This is a genomic window from Streptomyces hundungensis (assembly GCF_003627815.1).
Taxonomy (GTDB): domain Bacteria; phylum Actinomycetota; class Actinomycetes; order Streptomycetales; family Streptomycetaceae; genus Streptomyces; species Streptomyces hundungensis_A.
The window spans coordinates 4,113,335-4,133,521 of sequence record NZ_CP032698.1; the positions used below are offsets into that span (position 1 = coordinate 4,113,335).

General features: G+C 72.4%; 10 protein-coding genes and 1 rRNA gene. 5 read left to right on the forward strand and 6 right to left on the reverse strand.

Features of this window, described 5'->3' with window-relative positions; translation table 11 throughout:
- Window positions 1–8 precede the first annotated feature (8 nt).
- A 16S ribosomal RNA gene (locus DWB77_RS18355) occupies window positions 9–1,534 on the reverse strand.
- Window positions 1,535–2,247: 713 nt separating this feature from the next.
- Complete coding sequence (locus tag DWB77_RS18365; protein WP_120722279.1) at window positions 2,248–2,814, reverse strand: MarR family winged helix-turn-helix transcriptional regulator; 567 nt, start codon at window positions 2,812–2,814, stop codon at window positions 2,248–2,250.
- A gap of 182 nt (window positions 2,815–2,996) precedes the next feature.
- Here DWB77_RS18365 and DWB77_RS18370 point away from each other — a divergent pair, with 182 nt between their 5' ends.
- Window positions 2,997–4,277, forward strand: coding sequence for an MFS transporter (locus DWB77_RS18370; RefSeq protein WP_174248709.1), 1,281 nt, complete (start codon window positions 2,997–2,999; stop codon window positions 4,275–4,277).
- Between the two features lie 11 nt (window positions 4,278–4,288).
- Here the strand turns inward: DWB77_RS18370 and DWB77_RS18375 are convergent, their stop codons facing one another.
- Window positions 4,289–5,932 (reverse strand): ATP-binding SpoIIE family protein phosphatase, encoded by a 1,644-nt coding sequence (locus DWB77_RS18375; protein ID WP_120722281.1) that lies wholly within the window; start codon window positions 5,930–5,932, stop codon window positions 4,289–4,291.
- A 136-nt stretch (window positions 5,933–6,068) separates the two neighbouring features.
- Window positions 6,069–7,439: an FAD-dependent oxidoreductase gene (locus DWB77_RS18380; RefSeq protein ID WP_120722282.1), complete on the reverse strand. Its 1,371-nt coding sequence runs from the start codon at window positions 7,437–7,439 to the stop codon at window positions 6,069–6,071.
- Window positions 7,440–7,765: 326 nt separating this feature from the next.
- On the opposite strand from DWB77_RS18380, the gene DWB77_RS18385 reads away from it, so the two are divergent.
- The gene (locus tag DWB77_RS18385; protein WP_120722283.1) at window positions 7,766–8,590 is read left to right on the forward strand and encodes a TetR/AcrR family transcriptional regulator; all 825 of its coding nucleotides are present in this window, start codon (window positions 7,766–7,768) and stop codon (window positions 8,588–8,590) included.
- A gap of 210 nt (window positions 8,591–8,800) precedes the next feature.
- Window positions 8,801–10,834: a sigma-70 family RNA polymerase sigma factor gene (locus tag DWB77_RS18390; RefSeq protein ID WP_120722284.1), complete on the forward strand. Its 2,034-nt coding sequence runs from the start codon at window positions 8,801–8,803 to the stop codon at window positions 10,832–10,834.
- A 30-nt stretch (window positions 10,835–10,864) separates the two neighbouring features.
- Here DWB77_RS18390 and DWB77_RS18395 read toward each other — a convergent pair whose 3' ends face one another.
- Window positions 10,865–14,056, reverse strand: a complete 3,192-nt coding sequence (locus tag DWB77_RS18395) for an AfsR/SARP family transcriptional regulator (RefSeq protein ID WP_120722285.1) — start codon at window positions 14,054–14,056, stop codon at window positions 10,865–10,867.
- Window positions 14,057–14,205: 149 nt separating this feature from the next.
- Window positions 14,206–16,329, reverse strand: a complete 2,124-nt coding sequence (locus tag DWB77_RS18400) for an asparagine synthase-related protein (RefSeq protein ID WP_120722286.1) — start codon at window positions 16,327–16,329, stop codon at window positions 14,206–14,208.
- Between the two features lie 791 nt (window positions 16,330–17,120).
- Here DWB77_RS18400 and DWB77_RS18405 point away from each other — a divergent pair.
- Both DWB77_RS18405 and lhgO read left to right on the forward strand, forming a co-directional pair.
- Window positions 17,121–18,536 (forward strand): MFS transporter, encoded by a 1,416-nt coding sequence (locus tag DWB77_RS18405; protein ID WP_120722287.1) that lies wholly within the window; start codon window positions 17,121–17,123, stop codon window positions 18,534–18,536.
- Between the two features lie 52 nt (window positions 18,537–18,588).
- Window positions 18,589–19,848, forward strand: coding sequence for an L-2-hydroxyglutarate oxidase (gene lhgO, locus DWB77_RS18410; RefSeq protein WP_120722288.1), 1,260 nt, complete (start codon window positions 18,589–18,591; stop codon window positions 19,846–19,848).
- The last annotated feature ends 339 nt before the right edge of the window (window positions 19,849–20,187 follow it).

Below are 20,187 nucleotides of genomic sequence, written 5' to 3' on the forward strand. Positions count from 1 at the left end.
CTCCTTAGAAAGGAGGTGATCCAGCCGCACCTTCCGGTACGGCTACCTTGTTACGACTTCGTCCCAATCGCCAGTCCCACCTTCGACAGCTCCCTCCCACAAGGGGTTGGGCCACCGGCTTCGGGTGTTACCGACTTTCGTGACGTGACGGGCGGTGTGTACAAGGCCCGGGAACGTATTCACCGCAGCAATGCTGATCTGCGATTACTAGCAACTCCGACTTCATGGGGTCGAGTTGCAGACCCCAATCCGAACTGAGACCGGCTTTTTGAGATTCGCTCCGCCTCGCGGCATCGCAGCTCTTTGTACCGGCCATTGTAGCACGTGTGCAGCCCAAGACATAAGGGGCATGATGACTTGACGTCGTCCCCACCTTCCTCCGAGTTGACCCCGGCAGTCTCCTGTGAGTCCCCATCACCCCGAAGGGCATGCTGGCAACACAGAACAAGGGTTGCGCTCGTTGCGGGACTTAACCCAACATCTCACGACACGAGCTGACGACAGCCATGCACCACCTGTATACCGACCACAAGGGGGCGACTATCTCTAGCCGTTTCCGGTATATGTCAAGCCTTGGTAAGGTTCTTCGCGTTGCGTCGAATTAAGCCACATGCTCCGCTGCTTGTGCGGGCCCCCGTCAATTCCTTTGAGTTTTAGCCTTGCGGCCGTACTCCCCAGGCGGGGAACTTAATGCGTTAGCTGCGGCACCGACGACGTGGAATGTCGCCAACACCTAGTTCCCAACGTTTACGGCGTGGACTACCAGGGTATCTAATCCTGTTCGCTCCCCACGCTTTCGCTCCTCAGCGTCAGTAATGGCCCAGAGATCCGCCTTCGCCACCGGTGTTCCTCCTGATATCTGCGCATTTCACCGCTACACCAGGAATTCCGATCTCCCCTACCACACTCTAGCTAGCCCGTATCGAATGCAGACCCGGGGTTAAGCCCCGGGCTTTCACATCCGACGTGACAAGCCGCCTACGAGCTCTTTACGCCCAATAATTCCGGACAACGCTTGCGCCCTACGTATTACCGCGGCTGCTGGCACGTAGTTAGCCGGCGCTTCTTCTGCAGGTACCGTCACTTTCGCTTCTTCCCTGCTGAAAGAGGTTTACAACCCGAAGGCCGTCATCCCTCACGCGGCGTCGCTGCATCAGGCTTTCGCCCATTGTGCAATATTCCCCACTGCTGCCTCCCGTAGGAGTCTGGGCCGTGTCTCAGTCCCAGTGTGGCCGGTCGCCCTCTCAGGCCGGCTACCCGTCGTCGCCTTGGTAGGCCATTACCCCACCAACAAGCTGATAGGCCGCGGGCTCATCCTTCACCGCCGGAGCTTTTAACCCCTCAAGATGCCCTGAGGAGTGTTATCCGGTATTAGACCCCGTTTCCAGGGCTTGTCCCAGAGTGAAGGGCAGATTGCCCACGTGTTACTCACCCGTTCGCCACTAATCCACCCCGAAGGGCTTCATCGTTCGACTTGCATGTGTTAAGCACGCCGCCAGCGTTCGTCCTGAGCCAGGATCAAACTCTCCATGAATGTTTACCCGTAATCGGGTGCACACATCACGTAAGAGCGGGACGGAACCACCGGAATAAGGTGGCCCGTCCACAGCGTCCTCGCTGTGTAATCGCCTGCCGACCGTGAAGGTCGACAGGACTTTTCAAAGGAACCTCGATCCACCGGAGTGGATACGGGGTTGTCAATCTGGCGTTGACTTTTGGCACGCTGTTGAGTTCTCAAGGAACGGACGCTTCCTTTGTACTCACCCTCTCGGGCTTTCCTCCGGGCGCTTCCCTTCGGTATTTCGTGTTCCCGACTCTATCAGACGCTTTCGTGTCCGATTTCCTCGGCGCCTTTCCGGTTCTCCCTCTCGGGTTTCCCTTTCCGGCGGTTCCGACTCTATCAGATCCTTTCGGGCCTGATTCCCGGTCTCCCGGGGCCAAGTCGGCTTGTCTTCACGGCTGTTGGGCCGTTCGGACTCCCCAACCCTAGCGGACTTTTCCCGGTAACCCGTAATCGGGGCTGTCGGGCCCGATCGAAATGAATTCGGCATGCCGAAAACAATCCCGGTCGGGAGATCGTGCTGAGTTGGGTGGCCGCAGAGTCTGCGGCGGACGGTCGTTGCAGAACCGTATCGGCTCCGCGACAACTCGAAGAACCTTACGGATCGGGACGGGCTGTGTCAACCCCGGGTCCCGGGCTCCTGTCCAGTGGTTTTTCTGTCCAGCGGTTTTTGCCGGTCGGTTGCCTCAGTCGAGGTCGGTGAGGCGGCCGCCCGCGTCCGGCTGGGCGTGCTCCACCCTGCGCAGGAGGCGGATCAGCATCTCGCCGAGGACGCCGCGCTCCTGCGGGGAGAGGTCCTGGAGGAGGTCCTCCTCGAAGTCGCTGGCCATGCGCATGGCCTCCAGCCACTTCGTGCGGCCCTCGTCGGTGAGCTCGACGATGACGCGGACCCGGTTGTTCTCGTCGCGGTCGCGCGTCACCAGGCCCTCGCCGGCCATGCGGTCGATGCGGTGGGTCATGGCGGCGGGGGTGAGGCCGAGGCGCTTGGCGAGTTCGCCGGGGCCCAGGCGGTAGGGCTCGCCCGCGAGCAGCAGGGTCTTGAGGACTTCCCACTCGGCGTTGCTGATGCCGAGGGCGGCGACCTGTCGGCCGTACGCCACGTTCATCCGGCGGTTCAGGCGGCCGAGCGCCGAGACCACCTTCTCCACCTGGGGGTCGAGGTCGCGGTACTCCCGCTGGTACGCGGCGATCTGCTCGTCGAGGGTCGGCTCCTGGGGGCCGTCGGGCTCGGTGGGCTCGGTGGTCTCAGCCATGTCGCGAGTATGGCACGGGGGCCGTTGGCGTCTAAGTCCTTGAGTGTGTATTGTTAAGGATCTAATTTTAGTGTTGAAGTCTTCAGATCTGAGCCCTACACGTTCGAGCCCTTCGCTCACGTCCGAGGGCGTCGGGTTCTCCAAGCTTCCGGATACCCAAGGTGGTGAGTGTGACCAAGGCGATGGGTGCAGCGATGCGCCGGATCCAGGCAGGCAACGCGCTGAGCGCGTTTGGACTCGGGTTCACCGTTCCGTACCTCTATGTCTATGTGGCCCAGGTGCGTGACCTGGGTGCGACCACGGCCGGTGTCGTGCTCGCCGTCTTCGCGATGGCCGCGCTCGTGGTGCTGCCGTTCACCGGTCGGGTCATCGACCGGCGTGGGCCGCTGCCGGTCCTGGTCGGCGCCGCGGTGCTCGCCTCCGCCGGTGCGCTCAGCATGGGCTTCGCCTCCAGCGTGCCTGCCGCCGTGGCGTCGGCCGCGCTGCTCGGCGCCGGGACCGCCGTGATGCAGCCGGCGCTCGCGACGATGATCGTCTGGTGCTCCGGGCCCGCGACCCGCACCCGCGCCTTCGCCCTCCAGTTCTTCCTTCAGAACCTGGGCCTCGGCATCGGCGGTCTCATCGGCGGGCAGCTCGTCGACCAGAGCCGCCCCGCCAGCTTCACCCTCCTCTTCTCCATCGAAGCGGTGATGTTCCTGGTGCTCGCGGGCGTCGCGGGTTCCGCGAAGATGCCGCGCTCGATGCCCCTTTCGGACGCGCGTCCCACGGGTGAGCAGGGCGCGGGCGTTGGGATCCGGGCGATCCTCGGGCACCGGGCGATGGTCCAGCTGTGTGTGCTCGGCTTCGTGGTGTTCTTCGCCTGCTACGGGCAGTTCGAGTCCGGTCTCGCGGCGTACGGCACCGAGGCCGCCGGGATCCAGCCCTCGACGCTGGGGATCGCACTGGCCGCCAACACGGCCGTCATCGTGGTCGCGCAGTTCCTGGTGCTGAAGTTCGTGGAGCGCCGGCGCCGCAGCCGGGTCATCGCGGCCGTGGGTCTCATCTGGGCGTTCGCGTGGATCGTCGCCGGGTACGCCGGGCTCGGCCACGGCAGCCAGGCCATGGCGACCGCCGCCTTCGTGTCGACGTACGCGCTGTTCGGTCTGGGCGAGGCCATGCTGTCGCCGACCGTGGCGCCGCTGGTCGCCGATCTCGCGCCCGAGTCGATGGTCGGGCAGTACAACTCGGCGTTCGCGCTGGTCAAGCAGCTCGCGCTGGCCGTCGGTCCGGCTGTGGGCGGGCCCATGGGGGCCGCGCTGCACGGGCCGTACATCGTGACGTTCGTGCTGTTCTCGCTCGGGATCACCGTGCTCGCGCTGCGGCTCGGCAAGGGGCTGACGCCGGCGCAGGACCAGCCGGTGCTCGCGGCCGCCTCGCGCGTGGTCTCGGTGCACAAGCCCGAGCCGACGCCCGCCAACGCGTAAAGCACACGCCCCTAACCGGGCAGCGCGAACTCGCACCACACCGCTTTGCCGCCGCCCGGTGTGCGGCGCGAACCCCAGGACGAGGCGATCGTCGCGACGATCGAGATGCCTCGTCCTGCTTCGTCCGCGGGGTCGGCGCGGCGGCGGCGCGGCAGATGGTCGTCGCCGTCCGTCACCTCGATGATCAGCCGGCGGTCGGTGCGGCGCAGTCTCAGGCGCATCGGCGGGGTGCCGTGCTGGAGCGAGTTGGCGACCAGCTCGCTCACGGCGAGGACGCCCAGGTCACGCAGCTCCACCGGGAAGCGCCAGGAGGACAGGACCCCCGAGGCGAACGCCCGGGCGCGGGGCGCGGCCTCGATGCCGCCCAGCAGGTCGAGGGCCGCGTTGTGGAACAACTCCGCGGCATGGCCGGTGCGGGCGGGGTGCTGGCAGACCAGGACCGCCACGTCGTCGTCGTGTTCGGCGGTGACTCCGAGGGCGCGCAGCAGCCGGTCGCACACCACCTGCGGGGTGCCGACCGCGCCGGACAAGGCGCGTTCCAGCGCGGCCACGCCCTCGTCGATGTCCTCCCTGCGGCGCTCGACCAGGCCGTCCGTGTACAGGACGGCGGTGGCGCCGGGGGGCAGGGCGATCGAGCCGGAGGTGTGCAGCCAGCCGCCGGTGCCGAGCGGGGGGCCCGTCGGGTCCTCGGCGCGGTGGACGGTGCCGTCCTCATGGCGTACGAGCACGGGCAGATGGCCCGCCGACGCGTACACCAGGCGGCCCTCGTTGGGGTCGTGCACGGCGTAGACACAGGTGGCGATCTGGCTGGCGTCGATCTCGGCGGCCAGCCCGTCCAGGAGCTGGAGCACCTCGTGCGGGGGCAGGTCCAGGCGCGCGTACGCCCTTACCGCGGTGCGGAGTTGACCCATGACGGCGGCCGCGCGGACGCCCCGGCCCATCACGTCGCCGATGACCAGCGCGGTGCGTCCGGCGCCGAGGGTGATCACGTCGTACCAGTCGCCGCCGACCGCCGCGTCGGTGCCGCCGGGCTGGTAGGTGGCGGCCACCCGCAGGTCGTCGGGTTGTTCCAGCTCCTGCGGGAGCAGGGAGCGCTGGAGGGTGACGGCGGTCTCGCGGTGCCGGCGTTCGCTGGCGCGCAGCCGCTCGGCGGCCTCGGCGTGGTCGGTGACGTCGGCGGCGTAGACCAGCACACCGCCTTCGGCGTGGTTGGGGATGGTCACCGGGGTGCACGTCACCGTGTACGAACCGGCGCTCTGGGTCTTGCGGGACTTCACCGTGCGGGACGTTCCGCTGCGCAGCACCTGGTCCATCAGCGGGAGCAGGCCGAGCTCGTCGAGCTCGGGCAGCGTCTTGGCGGCCGGAGCGCCGAGCGGGCGGACACCGAAGGCCGCGGCGTACGCGTCGTTCACGTACGCCACGCGGTGTTCGGGGCCGTGCACGAGCGCGACCAGGGCGGGGAGCTGGCCGAGGACGTCGCGCACCGAGAGGTCGTCGAGGACCGGGGGCTCGGCCGCTTCGTCGGTGTCGTCGGTCCAGGGCTCCGGCTGCGACCCGGATTCGCCGCGGGCCGCGGGCACGGAGCCCCGGTCGGTCCGTGCTGCGGCGCGGCGTTGCGTACCGGGGAGCCGGGCGCTCCAACGCGTGAAGTTCACGGTGTTCCAAGCCTCGTGTGTTGCTGCGGGTGCTGTGCTGCCGGTGCTGGTGCGGTGCTGGGCCGCTGGATCACTCTGTGCAGGTGTGGGTCCACCTATGGTCACACGCCCAGTGTGACGGACCGCACTGACAGCGTCAGGTGTCCTGGGGGGCGGGGCCCTTGCCGGGCGGGCCGCCGCCCGCGGCGATCTCGAACTCGGCGCGCGGATGTTCCAGCGAGCCGAGCGAGACGATCTCGCGTTTGAACAGTCCGGCCAGGGTCCATTCGGCGAGCACCCGGGCCTTGCGGTTGAAGGTCGGGACGCGGCTCAGATGGTAGGCGCGGTGCATGAACCAGGCCGGGTAGCCCTTGAGTTTGCGACCGTAGACGTGGGCGACGCCCTTGTGCAGTCCGAGGGAGGCGACCGAGCCGGCGTAACTGTGCCGGTACTCCACCGGCTCTCCGCCCCGTACGGCGGCGGCGACGTTCTCGGCGAGGACCTTGGCCTGGCGCACGGCGTGCTGCGCGTTGGGCGCGCACTCCTTGCCCTTCTCCCGCGAGGTCAGGTCGGGGACGGCGGCCGCGTCGCCGCCCGCCCACGCATGGTCGGTGCCGGCGACGCGGAGCTGGGCCGTGCACTCGATGCGGCCGCGCTCGTTCAGGGGCAGATCGGTGGCGGCGAGGAGCGGCGCGGGCTTGACGCCGGCCGTCCACACGACGGTACGGGTGGGGAAGCGGGCGCCGTCGCTGAGGACGGCGATCCGGTTCTCGCAGCTGTCGAGCCGGGTCTCCAGGCGGACGTCGATGTTGCGGGAGCGCAGCTCGCGGATGGCGTACCGGCCCATCTCCTCGCCGACCTCGGGCAGGATGCGGTCACTTGCCTCGACGAGGATCCACTTCAGGTCCTCGGGCCGGATGTTGTGGTAGTAGCGGGCGGTGTAGCGCGCCATGTCCTCCAGCTCGGCGAGCGCCTCGACGCCCGCGTAGCCACCGCCGACGACGACGAAGGTGAGGGCGGCGTCGCGGACCGCGGGGTCGCGCGTCGAGGAGGCGATGTCCATCTGCTCGATGACGTGGTTGCGCAGGCCGATGGCCTCCTCGACCGTCTTGAAGCCGATCGCGTAGTCGGCGAGGCCGGGCACCGGCAGGGTGCGCGAGATGGACCCGGGTGCGATGACGAGTTCGTCGTACGTCAGGCGGATGGCGCCGGTGCCGTCCTCGGGCGAGGCGAGCGTGGTGACGGTGGCGGTGCGGTGCGCGTGGTCGATGCGGTCGGCCTCGCCGATGACGATCCGGCACTTGTCCAGGACGCGGCGCAGCGGCACCACGACGTGGCGCGGCGAGATGTTCCCGGCCGCCGCTTCGGGCAGGAACGGCTGGTACGTCATATACGGGTCCGGCGCCACCACGGTGATCTCGGCCGTCCCGGCGCGCAGCTCGGTCTTGAGCTTGCGTTGCAGGCGCAGCGCCGTGTACATCCCGACGTATCCGCCGCCGACCACGAGAATGCGTACAGGTTCTGTCACCTCCCCATGACGCAACGGGCCTCGGGCTTTGTCCACAGGCTCGACAAATTGTGTGACTGGGGAAAGCCGACGCCGCGGACGGCGCACCCTTTCGGCCATGAGGTGATTTCCGCAGGTCAACGGGTGAGTGACACGTGATCGACAAGGTCCGATTCGGTTGGGTTTCGGTCCTTGGTCCGATCGGGCGGCACGCTGTGCGGAAGAACCTCTTCTGAATTGAGCCGGGCTCAACTATGTTCGTATCCCGTCGGGTGTCGGATCAGGGACCGGTCCTCGACTGTCAGGGCGGGGAGTCTCCGGGGGGAGACGTTATAACCGGGGGATAAATGCACATTCAGGACTCTCATTGGCAGACCGCCGTCGCGTCGTCCGACGGCCATGGCCGCGTGGGTACGGCTCCGGGCGCGGGCGGATCGCGTTCCGCGCCGCTGCGGGTGGACGCCCAGCGCAACCTCGAACATGTGCTGCGCGCGGCGCGCGAGGTGTTCGGCGAACTCGGTTACGGGGCGCCGATGGAGGACGTGGCGCGCCGGGCGCGGGTCGGGGTGGGCACCGTCTACCGCCGCTTCCCCAGCAAGGACGTGCTGGTGCGCCGGATAGCCGAGGAGGAGACCTCGCGCCTGACCGACCAGGCGCGCACGGCGCTCGGCCAGGAGAACGAGCCCTGGTCCGCGCTCTCCCGCTTCCTGCGCACGTCGGTGGCGTCGGGCGCGGGCCGGCTGCTTCCGCCGCAGGTGCTGCGGGTCGGCGTGGACGCCGAGGAGACCGAGGGCGTACGTCCCGAGGCGCCCCGGGACGAGACATCGCGGCCCGACGGCGTCCGGGACGGGTTCGACGAGGCGCGGGTGCCGCAGCAGCGCCAGGTCGGCTCCGCCGAGCAGGGTGCGGCCTGGGGCCGGGTCATCGCGCAGCGGACCGCGCCGGAGCAGGAGCTGGACGACCCGGGAGCGGCCGAGCTGCTCGACGTGGTGGGGCAGTTGGTGGACCGGGCGCGTGCGGCGGGCGAGCTGCGCGTTGATGTGACCGTCGCCGATGTGCTCCTGGTGATAGCCACGGCGGCGCCGTCGCTGCCCGACGCCAACCAGCAGGCCGCGGCCTCGTCGCGACTGCTCGACATCCTCCTCGAAGGACTGCGTTCGCGCCCGTCCTGACTCTCAACTCGCTTACAAAATGGGCGAGTTGGAGTTCAGTCCGGTCCGTCTCCAGCCGTCGAGCCTTCCCCGAACGAGTGACGGCTAGTGCTCGGGTGCGGTAAGTCTCCCCGGATGAGTGGTTGCCGGGCCTGAGGCTCGGCTCCGCCTGCGCTCTGTGGCACGCTTGCCCGGTGGTCGGGTCTGAGCGTGCTTACGGGAGCTTCCGCTATGGGCGTTGAAGAGCGGGACGAGTCGCTCTCAGGCGGCGGTGGACCGGAATCGGGCGGCCCTGACGGGGGGCGTCCACCGCGGCAGGTGCCGAGTCAGGGCGGCTTCGGCCCGGGCGCTCCGAGCGGCCCCGCGCCGGTCCCGGGGCAGGCCGCCAAGGGTTCCGGTTACGAGCATGCGGGTGATTTCGGCCTGGCGGGCGGCGCCGGCCTCGGCGGGACCGTACTGCCCGGGCCCTGGGGCCCCATGGACGGCATCGGCGACCCCGGCTCGAGCGTGCCCACGCAGCGCGAGGGCGGCCTGCGCGACGGCGTGACGCTCGACCTCCCCGAGGTGGGCCAGTCCGACGCCGACCTCATCCACGCGATGCGGGCCGGCGACGACAGCGCGTACGAGGAACTGTTCCGCCGCCACTCCGAGGCGGTGCGGCGTTACGCCCGCACCTGCTGCCGGGACGCGCACACCGCCGACGACCTGACGGCGGAGGTCTTCGCGCGCACCCTCCAGGCGGTACGCGGCGGAGCCGGGCCCGAACACGCCGTGCGCGCCTATCTGATGACCACCGTGCGCCGGGTCGCGGCCACCTGGACGCGGACCGCCAAGCGGGAGCACCTGGTCGACGACTTCGCGGTCTTCGCCCAGCAGTCCGCGCGCTCCACGGAGGCCTTCGACGACGACACCATCGACCTCGGCGCCGAGGTGCGGGCCATGCACGAGGCCGAGCAGACGCTCGCCATGCAGGCCTTCCGCTCGCTCCCCGAGCGCTGGCAGGCGGTGCTTTGGCACACCACCGTCGAGGAGGAGTCGCCCAGCGAGATCGCGCCGCTGTTCGGGCTGACCGCCAACGCCACGGCGGTGCTCGCGAGCCGGGCCCGCGAGGGCCTCAAGCAGGCCTACCTCCAGGCCCATGTCTCCACCGCGCTGACCTCCGGCGGGGACTGCGCGCGCTACGCCGACCGGCTCGGCGCGTACGCACGCGGTGGCTTGCGGATGCGGGCCGAGCGCGGGCTCAGCAAGCACTTGGAGGAGTGCGCCAAGTGCCGGGTCGCGGTCATCGAGCTCAAGGACGTCAACGCCGGGATTCCCGCGCTGCTTCCGGTCGCGGTCATCGGCTGGTTCGCCGCCGGGTTCTCTCTCAAGGCGGCCGGAGTCGTGGCGGGTGGCGCCGCCGGAGCGGCGGGCGCGGGTGCCGCGGCCGCCGCGACGGGCAGCGGCGCGTCAAGCGGGGCGGCGGGGGGTGCCGCGGTCTCCGAAGGGCTCGGCGCCCCGGCCAAGGCGGGCATCGCCGCGGCGGTCGCCGTCGCCGTCGCGGCGGGGATCGTGTTCGCGCTGACCGGCAACGACGCGCCGGCGCCCAAGCCCGACGCGAAGCCGCCCGCGGTCGTGCCCGCCGTCCCCCACAAGCCCCCGCCGGCGCCCGAGCCTCCCGCCGCTCCCGCGGCCGCGCCCACCCCGCCGCCCCGGCCCGCCCCCAAGAAGCCGGCCGCGCGGCCCCTTCCGCCGACGCCCACGCGTCCCGCACCCACCCCGCCCCGGCCGACGCCCCCGAAGCCGACCCCGCCGAAGCCCACGCCTGCGAAGCCGCCACCGCCGCCCGCGCCGAGCGTGTTCCAGGTGAACCGCCTGGAATACGGCCTCCTCGGCGACGGCACCAAGCCCGAAGTGCGGCTCGGCGGCTCCAGTTGGCTGTGGCAGCGCTCCGGCATGAGCATCGACGGCCACCGCTATCCGCACGGGGTGACCGTGCACGGCCGGTCCTCGGTGACCATCGACCTCAACCGCCAGTGCCGTACCTACGACGCGTACGCGGGGGTGGACGATCTGATGGCGGGGCTCGGGGCGGTGCGGTTCTCGCTGTACGGGGACGCGACCAGGCTGTGGCAGTCGCCGGTGGTGCACGCCGGTGATCCGGCGGTGCCGGTGCACGCCGACATCGCGGGCCGCAGGACGATCCGGCTGGTGGTGGAACCGGCCGGCCCGTTCGGCGGGGCGGCGCTCGCGGACTGGGCGCAGTCGCGGATCGGCTGCGCTTAGCGGTACGCCCCCCCGGGGGGCCGGGCCGGGTCAGGCTTCCGTGACCTCGTCCAGGATCGGCGGGATCTCGGTCGGGGTCAGCGGTGATCCGGCGGCGTACTCGGCCTCGTACCGTTCGGGGGTGAGCGCCTCGCGGGCCCGGAGCCGGATGGACTCCTCGATCGCCCGCTCCGGTACGGAGCGCGGGATGTCGGCGCGCCAGGTGCTCGCGGCCGCCAGGAGGCGCAGCGCGCGGCCGTGCTCGCCGAGGTCGCCGAGGAACTGGGCGGCGCGCTCGGCGAGATGGGCCAGGACGTGCTCGGTGCACCGGCCGCCGGCCGCCGTGCGCAGCGCGTTCGCCATGCCCCGCAGCCCCGCCAGGGGGCCCGACTCGATGGCGGTGGTCCGGGCGTCCAGGGCGTCGAGCAGCGCCACGAAGTGCGGGGGCGCGCCCGGCGGCCCCTTCTCGGCGAAGTCCAGGGCCTGGTCGCGCAGGGCGAGAGCGGTGACGGTGTCACCCCGGTCGAGGGCGATGGTGGCGAGCAGCGAGTGCACGTACGGCAGGGCCTCGGCCACCCGGTAGCGGAGCGCGTCCGCCGCGGCCTCGGTCAGTGACTTCTCGGCGGCGTCCAAGTCGCCCTGCCGGTAGGCGAGTTCGCCGACGCGGGCGGTGAGGAACGGCGTCTCCTGGTGGGCTCCGACCTCGCGGGCCAGTTGCAGCGCCTCCTCGTAGGCGGGGCGGGCCACTTCGGACAGGCCGCGCGTCATCGCGGCTTCGGCGGCGGCGCCGGCCACCTGGGCGCGCATCCAGCGGTCGCCCACGCGGCGGCCCAGCTCGCGCAGCTCGGCGAGGTCCTCGTCGACGCCCTCCAGGCCCCCGGGCATGTCGATGGACATGTGGGTGCGGAACATCAGGCTCACCGCGGTCGCCCAGTCGTCGCCGTAGCGACGGCAGTTGGCGACGACCCCGTTGATCGAGTCGCGCACCAGGCCCGGCGGGTCGGTGTGGAAGGTCGCGAACGGCCACAGCAGCCCCGGGAAACGGGCCGCCTGCGGGCCGCCGCCCTCGAAGGCCTTGCGGAGTTCGGCGAGCCGGTCCTGGACCCCGTTGTCTTCGAGCCCGTGGCCGCGTTCGACGTCGGAGAGCAGGAAGTAGCGGAGCAGGTCGAGGTGGAGCCGCGGCCAGTACCGCGGGTCGCACTCGTCGTCGGGGAGCGGCGCGAGCTCGGCGGCAGCCCGGCCCCAACCGGCGCCTTCCGTACGGTAGTTGCGCAGCCACCAGAACCAGCCCATGTTCAGGACGAGTTCGGTGGCGGCCTCCTCGTCGGCGGTGCGTCCGGTCGTGGTGCGGCGCAGCGCGGCCCGGATGTTGTCGAGCTCCGTCTCCAGGCAACGGATCCAGGGGAGTTGTTCGGCGGAGCGGATGAGGGGTTCCGCCTCGGCGACCAGTGCGCGGTAGTACGCGGTGTGGGCGTCGGCCGCCTCGCGCAGCACCTGCGGGGTCTCGGCGGCCCGCTCGGTGGCGTACTCGTGGATGGTCTCCAGCATCCGGTAGCGCATTCCGCTGCCGTCGGGCGCGGGGACCGCGATGACCAGGGACTTCTCGACGAGGGCGGCGAGGTCGTCGGTGGCCGCGCACACCGCCTGGGCGGCGGCGAGGTCCCAGCCGCCGGCGAAGACGGAGGCGCGGCGCAGCACGGTGCGCTCGGGCTCTTCGAGCAGGTCCCAGGACCAGTCGACGACGGCCCGCAGGGTCTGCTGCCGGGGCAGTACGGTACGGCTGCCGCCGGTCAGCAGGCGGAAGCGGTCGTCGAGCCGGTCGGCGATCTGGCGGGGGGTGAGCAACCGCAGCCGGGCGGCGGCGAGTTCGATGGCGAGCGGCAGCCCGTCCAGGCGACGGCAGATCTCCGCCACCGCCTCGGGGTCGGCACCGGGGTCGAAGTCGGGGCGTACGGCGCGGGCGCGCTCGGCGAACAGGCGGTGGGCCGGGGCGGGCGGCAGCGGTTCGACCGGGCGGACCGTCTCGCCGGGCACACCGAGCGGCTCCCGGCTGGTGGCGAGGATGCGCAGGCGCGGGCAGCGGGTCAGGAGGGTCTCGGCGAGGCGGGCCGCGGCGTCGATGACGTGCTCGCAGTTGTCGAGGACGAGCAGCGTGTCGGGGCGGCGGGAGAGATCGTCGGCGAGGCGGGCGGTGGGGTCGTCGTGGCCGGGCTGCCCCTCGCGCGCCAGCAGGGTCGTCTCGCGCAGGCCGAGCGCGGAGACCACGGCGCCGGGCACGGCACCGGGGTCGTCCAGCGGGGCGAGTTCGACGAGCCAGGCGTCGACGCGTGCCGCCGATGCGGCCTGTTCCGCGAGGCGGGTCTTGCCGGTGCCGCCGGGCCCGGTGAGGGTGACCAGCCGGTACGTCGCCAAGTCGCCCTGGATCGAGGCGAGTTCGGGCTCACGGCCGACGAACGAGGTCAGCCGGGGCCGCAGGTTGCCCTCGGGGCGAGGGGAAGGGGCCGGGGCGGGCCGCTCGACGGCGGGGCCGCCCGCCAGCAACTCGGCGTGCAGGGCGGCCAGTTCGGGGCCGGGGTCGGTGCCGAGGGCGTCGGCCAGGGTGCGGCGGGCCTGCTCGTAGGCGGCCAGCGCGTCGGCCCTGCGGCCCTCGGCGACCAGGGTGCGGATCATCTGGGAGTGCAGCGTCTCGTCGTACGGGTACGAGGCGAGCAGCTCCGTCAGCTCGGGAAGCAGCCCGTGGGTGGCGCCGCGCCGCAGATCCGCCTCGATGCGGTTGCGCCGGGCGCTCAGGCGCTGGGCTTCGGCGCGTACGGCGCCGTCGGGTTCCGGGAGGTCGCAGAGGGCGGGTCCGCGCCACAGCGCGAGGGCGGCGCGCAGGGTGGTGGCGGCGCGTTCGGGCTCGCCCGCGGCGAGTTGGGCCGCGCCCTGTGCGGCGCGCTCCTCGAACACGAACAGGTCGACGGCGTGGCGCGGTGCGGTCAGCCGGTATCCGGCCGGGCCGGACTCCACGGCGTCCTTGCCCAGCGCCCGCCGCAGCCGACCCACGAGCGCCTGGAGGGCGGCCGGGGCGTCCTGGGGCGGATCGTCCGCCCATACGTCGTCGATGAGGGTCGCCACCGGGACGGCCCGGGGCACCCGCAGTGCCAGCGCGGTCAGGAGGGCGCGCACCCTGCGACCGCCCAGGGGTATGGACGTGCCATCGGGCTCGTGCGCCTCGGTGGCGCCCAGGATCAGGTACCGCACGGGTTCATTATGCGGGGGGCCGGGGCGGGGGCGGCCCGGCGGCGAATGCGGGCCCTCCCCCGAAGCGCCCTCCCGCTGAGCCCCCGCCCCCTGCGGGTGGCCTCACGCCCTGGTCCCTCATGGCCTCGGGTCCACGGGTCCCCGGGTCCTCAGGACCTCAGGGTCGGGCGGCGCGGCGGGGTCACGCCGCCCGCCACCGCGCGTTGGCGTGGCGCGGCCGTGCCGGTCCAGCAGGTGCCTCTGCGGGACAGCAGGCGGCGCAGCCACAGTTCGGTGGAGATCAGGTCGGCCAGGCCGTCCAGCGGGAGGGGCTCGCCCGCGGCCGCCGCGCGTACGGCCTTGCGTACGGTGCGGGCCTCTATCAGGCCCGCGTCCGCGAGCAGCGGGGCCTCGAAGAGGGAGATCAGCGGGTCTGCGAAGTGGCGCAGGCCGGCCCGGGCGGTCGCCGTGGGGCCGTGCGAGGGGGCGCCCCAGCCGGGGGGCAGGTCGCGGACCCCGGACGCCGACAGGACCGTCCGCAGGATCGTGGCCCGGGCGCCGGGCTGGACCCGCAGGGATTCGGGCAGCGCGCGGCAGGCCCGGACGACCTGGTTGTCCAGGAACGGGGCGTGCAGGCGCTGGCTGCGTACCTCGGCGGCCTGTTCCAGGACGCGGTGGTCGGCCGCGTACCGGGCCAGCGCCGCCGAGGCGCGGGCCTGGCCGGGGCGCTGCGAGGGGGCCGGGCGGGTCGCCGAGGCCATCAGGCGGGCCGAGACCTCGGCGAGTGCCTCGCCGGTCAGCCAGCGCGCGGCCGGTCCTGGGCGGGTCCACGACAGGGCGGCCAGGGAGATGGAGAGCGGACTGGTCGCGTCGTCGAAGCTGGGCTCGCGCAGGGCGTCGGCCGCCGACTCGATGCCGGCGCGGTAGGGGGTGCGGGCCAGGCGGCGGGCCGCGCGGTAGACGGTGAGCGGGACGAAGAGGGAGTTCGCCGAGGGGCCGCCAGCCTTCGCCAGGGCCGTCGCGGGCCGCAGCAGATGGCGTCGCTGACGGTCCATCAGTAGGTCGGCCAGGCGCGCCGGATGGGCGTCCAGGACCTGGCGTGCGCCGCTTCCGGTGAAGTGGTCCGCGCTGCCCGAGAGCAGGCGCCTGCGGTGCCGGGGGGCGGCGATCAGGGACGGCCCCGGCTCGTCGGTGAGGGGGCCCTCCAGGTCCGCGTAGGGCAGGAACTCCTCGCCGCCGGTCACCACCACGTGGTGCAGGCGCGGGTTGGCGGCCATCGCGCCGGCCCGCTCCAGCTCGGCCTGGCGGCCGGCGCCGGGCACGGTGAGGTCGTTGAAGGTGACGGCGAGCAGCCGCTCGCCCGCGCCGGTGCCGTGGCCCAATACGGTGCCGGGCACGCCGGGAAGACCGGCCGCGAGCAGGGCCAGGGTGGCGGAGGCGGGGCCTCCTGAGAGGTCGGCCCCTATGCCGGGCGCCGGGCCGCCGCGGGCCGCGCGCCGCTCGGCCGGGCCCATGCCGGGGACCGGGCCCGGGTCGGGCGGCAGGGTCTCGGGGGCGTGCCGGGGCGCGGTGAGCCGGGCCCGTACCGCGGCCACCAGCGCGTCGCGGACGCCGTCCACCGCGGCCACGGGCGCCAGTTGGGGCGCGGCCACCGCGAGCGAGGCGACCGGCTCGTACCCGGTGATCTCCCGCGAGCCCTCGCGCAGGACCAGCGCATGGCCGGGCGGGATGCGCCGTACGCCCGCGTAGGGGGTGGAGTCGCCGAGCGCCTCGGGCACGTCGGGGCAGGCGAGGAGGGCGGCGAGGTGGCCGATGTCGAGCTGGGCCTCGATGAGGTCGGCCAGCGGAAGTGCCGCCGTGCCGTAGGCCGTTCCGCCCGCCCAGGGGGTGTAGAAGACGGGCCGCGCGCCGGCCAGGTCGCCGACGACCGTCACCCGGCGGGCGACCTGGGCGACGGCCGTGTAGCTGCCGGGCCAGGCGGTGAGGTGGCGCAGTGCGCCCCCGCGCGCGGCGAAGAGTCCGACGCGCAGTTCCTCGTCGGTGGCGGCGCAGCAGCCCAGTACGGCGAGGCGGGTGTCGGCTCCGACGCTGACGATGCGGATCTCGTCGGGCCGCCAGTCGCCGACCGCCCACAGCGGATCCGGGTCGCCCCACAGGAGTTGGGCTCCGACGGGGTGGACGGTGCGGCCCTCGTCGGGCTCGCCGACGGCGCCCGCCGTGCCGTATCCGCCGGCCCCCTGGGCGCCCGCGCGGAAGCTTGCGGCGACGCTGCTCCACCCCACCAACCACCGCATCGCGCCTCCACAGGCTGTGGACAACTCGTGGACATCCCCGTACCGCCCTCGATGTGACGCACCGTCAGAATACGTCGTGACGGCTTCCCGTCAGTACGCTCCGCACGGCCCGAAGGAGGCCGGGCCCCATGCTGCCACGACAACGGCGCCCCGGAGGGGCTACGGGAAGCGGGCACACGCAGTGAATTGGCCCCGGACGATGGCCGATTGGCGTCGGTCCCGGGACGTACGGGACGGGTCGCGAGAGACCCGTGCCACTCGCCGGAACCCTCCGACGAGGGGCGATATCCGGCCATTCTCCGTCGGTCGAGCGGTCGTCACACCCGCCCCGGGGGACCCTCAACACACGGTCCGGGAGGCGCTGTTCGCCTCCCGGACCGGTCCGCCGCCCGCGGGGATTGAGGCGGCGGTGTCCCCCAGCCCACTGGATCCACGCAGCGGGCCGACCCACGCACCACACATGGAAGCGCTCCCCTGGGGGACCGGCGAGAGCGCACGGCCGGGCGCACGGCCACACGTCGGGAGCGCGGCGGCGACCGGTCCCGCCGCCCCCCGGCGCAACCGCTCCGCGGCCGGCCCGCGCCCCCCGGTGTCCGCAACCGGCCGTACGGAAAACAATCTCGCCATACGGAAGACCGCCTCTTAACGGTCGGGATGCGGCGAACTACGCTGTGTTTACTGCTGTTTCTCACGGCTGGCATATACCCGAGGGCTCGGCCACGTGCTTGTGCGGCCGACGAATCGGACACCAGGCCACTCGGGGGAACGCCGTCTGTGTCGAGGGGTGGCGCATGTCCAGGGAGCAACGCGGGCCGAACGAGAAGCTCGGCACCGTTCTCGCCCTCGCGGGAATCAGCAATGCCGGCCTGGCGCGACGGGTCAACGACCTCGGCGCGCAACGAGGCCTGACCCTTCGCTACGACAAGACCTCCGTGGCCCGGTGGGTCTCCAAGGGCATGGTGCCGCAGGGCGCCGCGCCCCATCTCATAGCGGCGGCGATCGGCGCCAAGCTCGGCCGGCCCGTCCCGCTGCACGAAATCGGCCTCGCGGACGCCGACCCGGCCCCCGAGGTCGGGCTCGCCTTCCCGCGCGACGTGTCGGAGGCGGTGCGCTCGGCGACCGACCTGTACCGGCTGGATCTGGCCGGACGGCGGGCCGGCGGCGGCATCTGGCAGTCCCTCGCGGGCTCCTTCGCCGTCAGCGCGTACGCCACACCGGCCTCCCGCTGGCTCATCACCCCCGCCGACTCCTCGGTGGCCCGCAGCGTCGAACTGACCGACCTGCCGCCGCTGAAGGTCGGCCACAGCGATGTCGCCAAGCTGCGCGAGGCGGCCGAGGACGCCCGCCGGTGGGACTCCAAGTACGGCGGCGGCGACTGGCGTTCCTCGATGGTCCCCGAGTGCTTACGGGTCGACGCGGCCCCGCTGCTGCTCGGCTCCTACAGCGACGAGGTGGGGCGCGCCCTGTTCGGCGCGACCGCCGAGCTGACCCGGCTCGCCGGCTGGATGGCCTTCGACACCGGCCAGCAGGAGGCCGCCCAGCGCTACTACATCCAGGCCCTGCGGCTGGCGCGCGCCGCGGCCGACGTGCCGCTGGGCGGATACGTCCTGGCCTCGATGTCCCTCCAGGCCACCTACCGGGGCTTCGCCGACGAGGGCGTCGACCTCGCGCAGGCCGCCGTCGAGCGCAACCGCGGGCTCGCCACCGCCCGCACCATGTCCTTCTTCCGCCTCGTGGAGGCGCGCGCCCACGCCAAGGCCGGCGACGGGCACCCCGCCGAGGCCGCCCTCAAGGCCGCCGAGGCCTGGCTCGAGCGCTCGCGCGACGGCGACTGCGACCCCTCCTGGCTCGGCTTCTACTCCTACGACCGCTTCGCCGCGGACGCCGCCGAGTGCTACCGCGACCTGAAGGCGCCCCGGCAGGTGCGCCGCTTCACCGAGCAGGCCCTGTCGCGGCCCACCGAGGAGTTCGTCCGCTCGCACGGGCTGCGCCTGGTGGTGAGCGCGGTGGCCGAGCTGGAGTCGGGCAACCTGGACGCGGCGTGCGCGGCCGGCACCCGGGCTGTCGAGGTCGCGGGCCGCATCTCCTCGGCCCGCACCACCGAGTACGTACGCGATCTGCTGCACCGCCTGGAGCCCTACGGGGACGAGCCCCGCGTCGCCGAGCTGCGCGAACGCGCCAGGCCCCTTCTGGTGACGCCGGCGTAGCGGCCTCCACCGGACGTTTACCGGGAGTGTCAGTGGGTCAGTGCAGTATGTGATGAGGGGGTCCGGGGCCGTCCTCCGGGAAGACACGACCGGGGTGGGAGGTGCCTGGGTGACGACGTACGACTGCGATGTGCTGGTGGTCGGCGGCGGGATCGTGGGCCTGTCGACGGCGTACGCCCTGACGCGGGAGGCACCCGGGACGCGCGTGACGGTCCTGGAGAAGGAGAACGGCCCCGCCCGACATCAGACCGGGCGCAACAGCGGGGTCATCCACAGCGGCATCTACTACAAGCCCGGCTCCCTCAAGGCGCGCTTCGCGGTGCGCGGCGCGGCCGAGATGGTCGAGTTCTGCGCACGGCACGGCATCCCGCACGAGGTCACCGGCAAGCTGATCGTGGCCACCGAGCGCGCCGAGCTGCCACGGCTGCACGCCCTGGTGCAGCGCGGCCGGGAGAACGGCATCCCGGTGCGCGAGCTCGGCCCCCCGCAGATAGCGGCGTACGAGCCGGAGGTGCGCGGGCTCGCGGCGATCCACGTCGGCACGACGGGGGTGTGCGACTACGGGGCGGTCGCGGCGCGCCTCGCCGAGCTGTCCGGCGCCGAGGTGCGCTACGGCGCGGAAGTCGTCCACATCGACCGGCGCCCCTCCCTCGGCGTCGCCGTACGCCTGGCCGACGGTACGGTGCTGCGCGCCCGGGCCCTGGTCAACTGCGCCGGCCTGCACTGCGACCGGGTGGCCCGGCTCGCGGGCGACGACCCCGGGGTACGGATCGTGCCGTTCCGCGGCGAGTACTACGAGCTGGCCCGGCCCGGGCTGGTCAAGGGCCTGGTCTACCCGGTGCCCGACCCCGCGTTCCCCTTCCTCGGCGTCCACCTCACCCGGGGCGTCGACGGCACGGTCCACGTCGGCCCCAACGCGGTGCCGGCCGCGGCCCGCGAGGGCTACGACTGGCGCACGGTGCGGCCGCGCGAGCTGGCCGGCACCCTCGCCTGGCCCGGCTCCTGGCGGATAGCCCGCCGCCACTGGCGCTACGGCGCGGGCGAGCTGCACCGGTCCTGGTCGAAGCGGGCCTTCACGGACGCGGTCCGGCGCCTGCTCCCCTCGGTACGCGAGGCCGACCTCCGCCCTGCCCCGGCGGGGGTTCGGGCCCAGGCGGTCCTGCGGGACGGCACGCTCGTGGACGACTTCCTCATCCGCTCGGCGCCCCGGACGATCCACGTCCTGAACGCGCCGAGCCCTGCGGCGACGGCGTCCCTGCCGATCGGAAGAGAGGTAGCGAGAAGGGCCTTGGCAGCCCTACCCCGCCCCTGACCCAACCCCCTGGGCGTCTCCCCACCCACCCGCCCGTGCAGGGGGTTGGATGGCCCCGGCCCCCTGGGGCTCCGCCCCAGACCCCGTTCGCGCCTTAAGGGCGCTCGTCCTCAATCGCCGGACGGGCTGAGGTGCTGGCCAGCACCGAGTAGTTAGGGGCGCGGGGAACTGCGCGCCCAGCCACGCACGGTCCGCAGGCGAAAGCAGGCCCCTGGGGCTCCGCCCCAGACCCCGTATCGCGCCTTGAGGGCGCTCGTCCTCAATCGCCGGACGGGCTGAGGTGGCCGATGCGGGCCAGCACCGAGCACTTAAGGGGCGCGAGGAACTGCGCGAGACGCG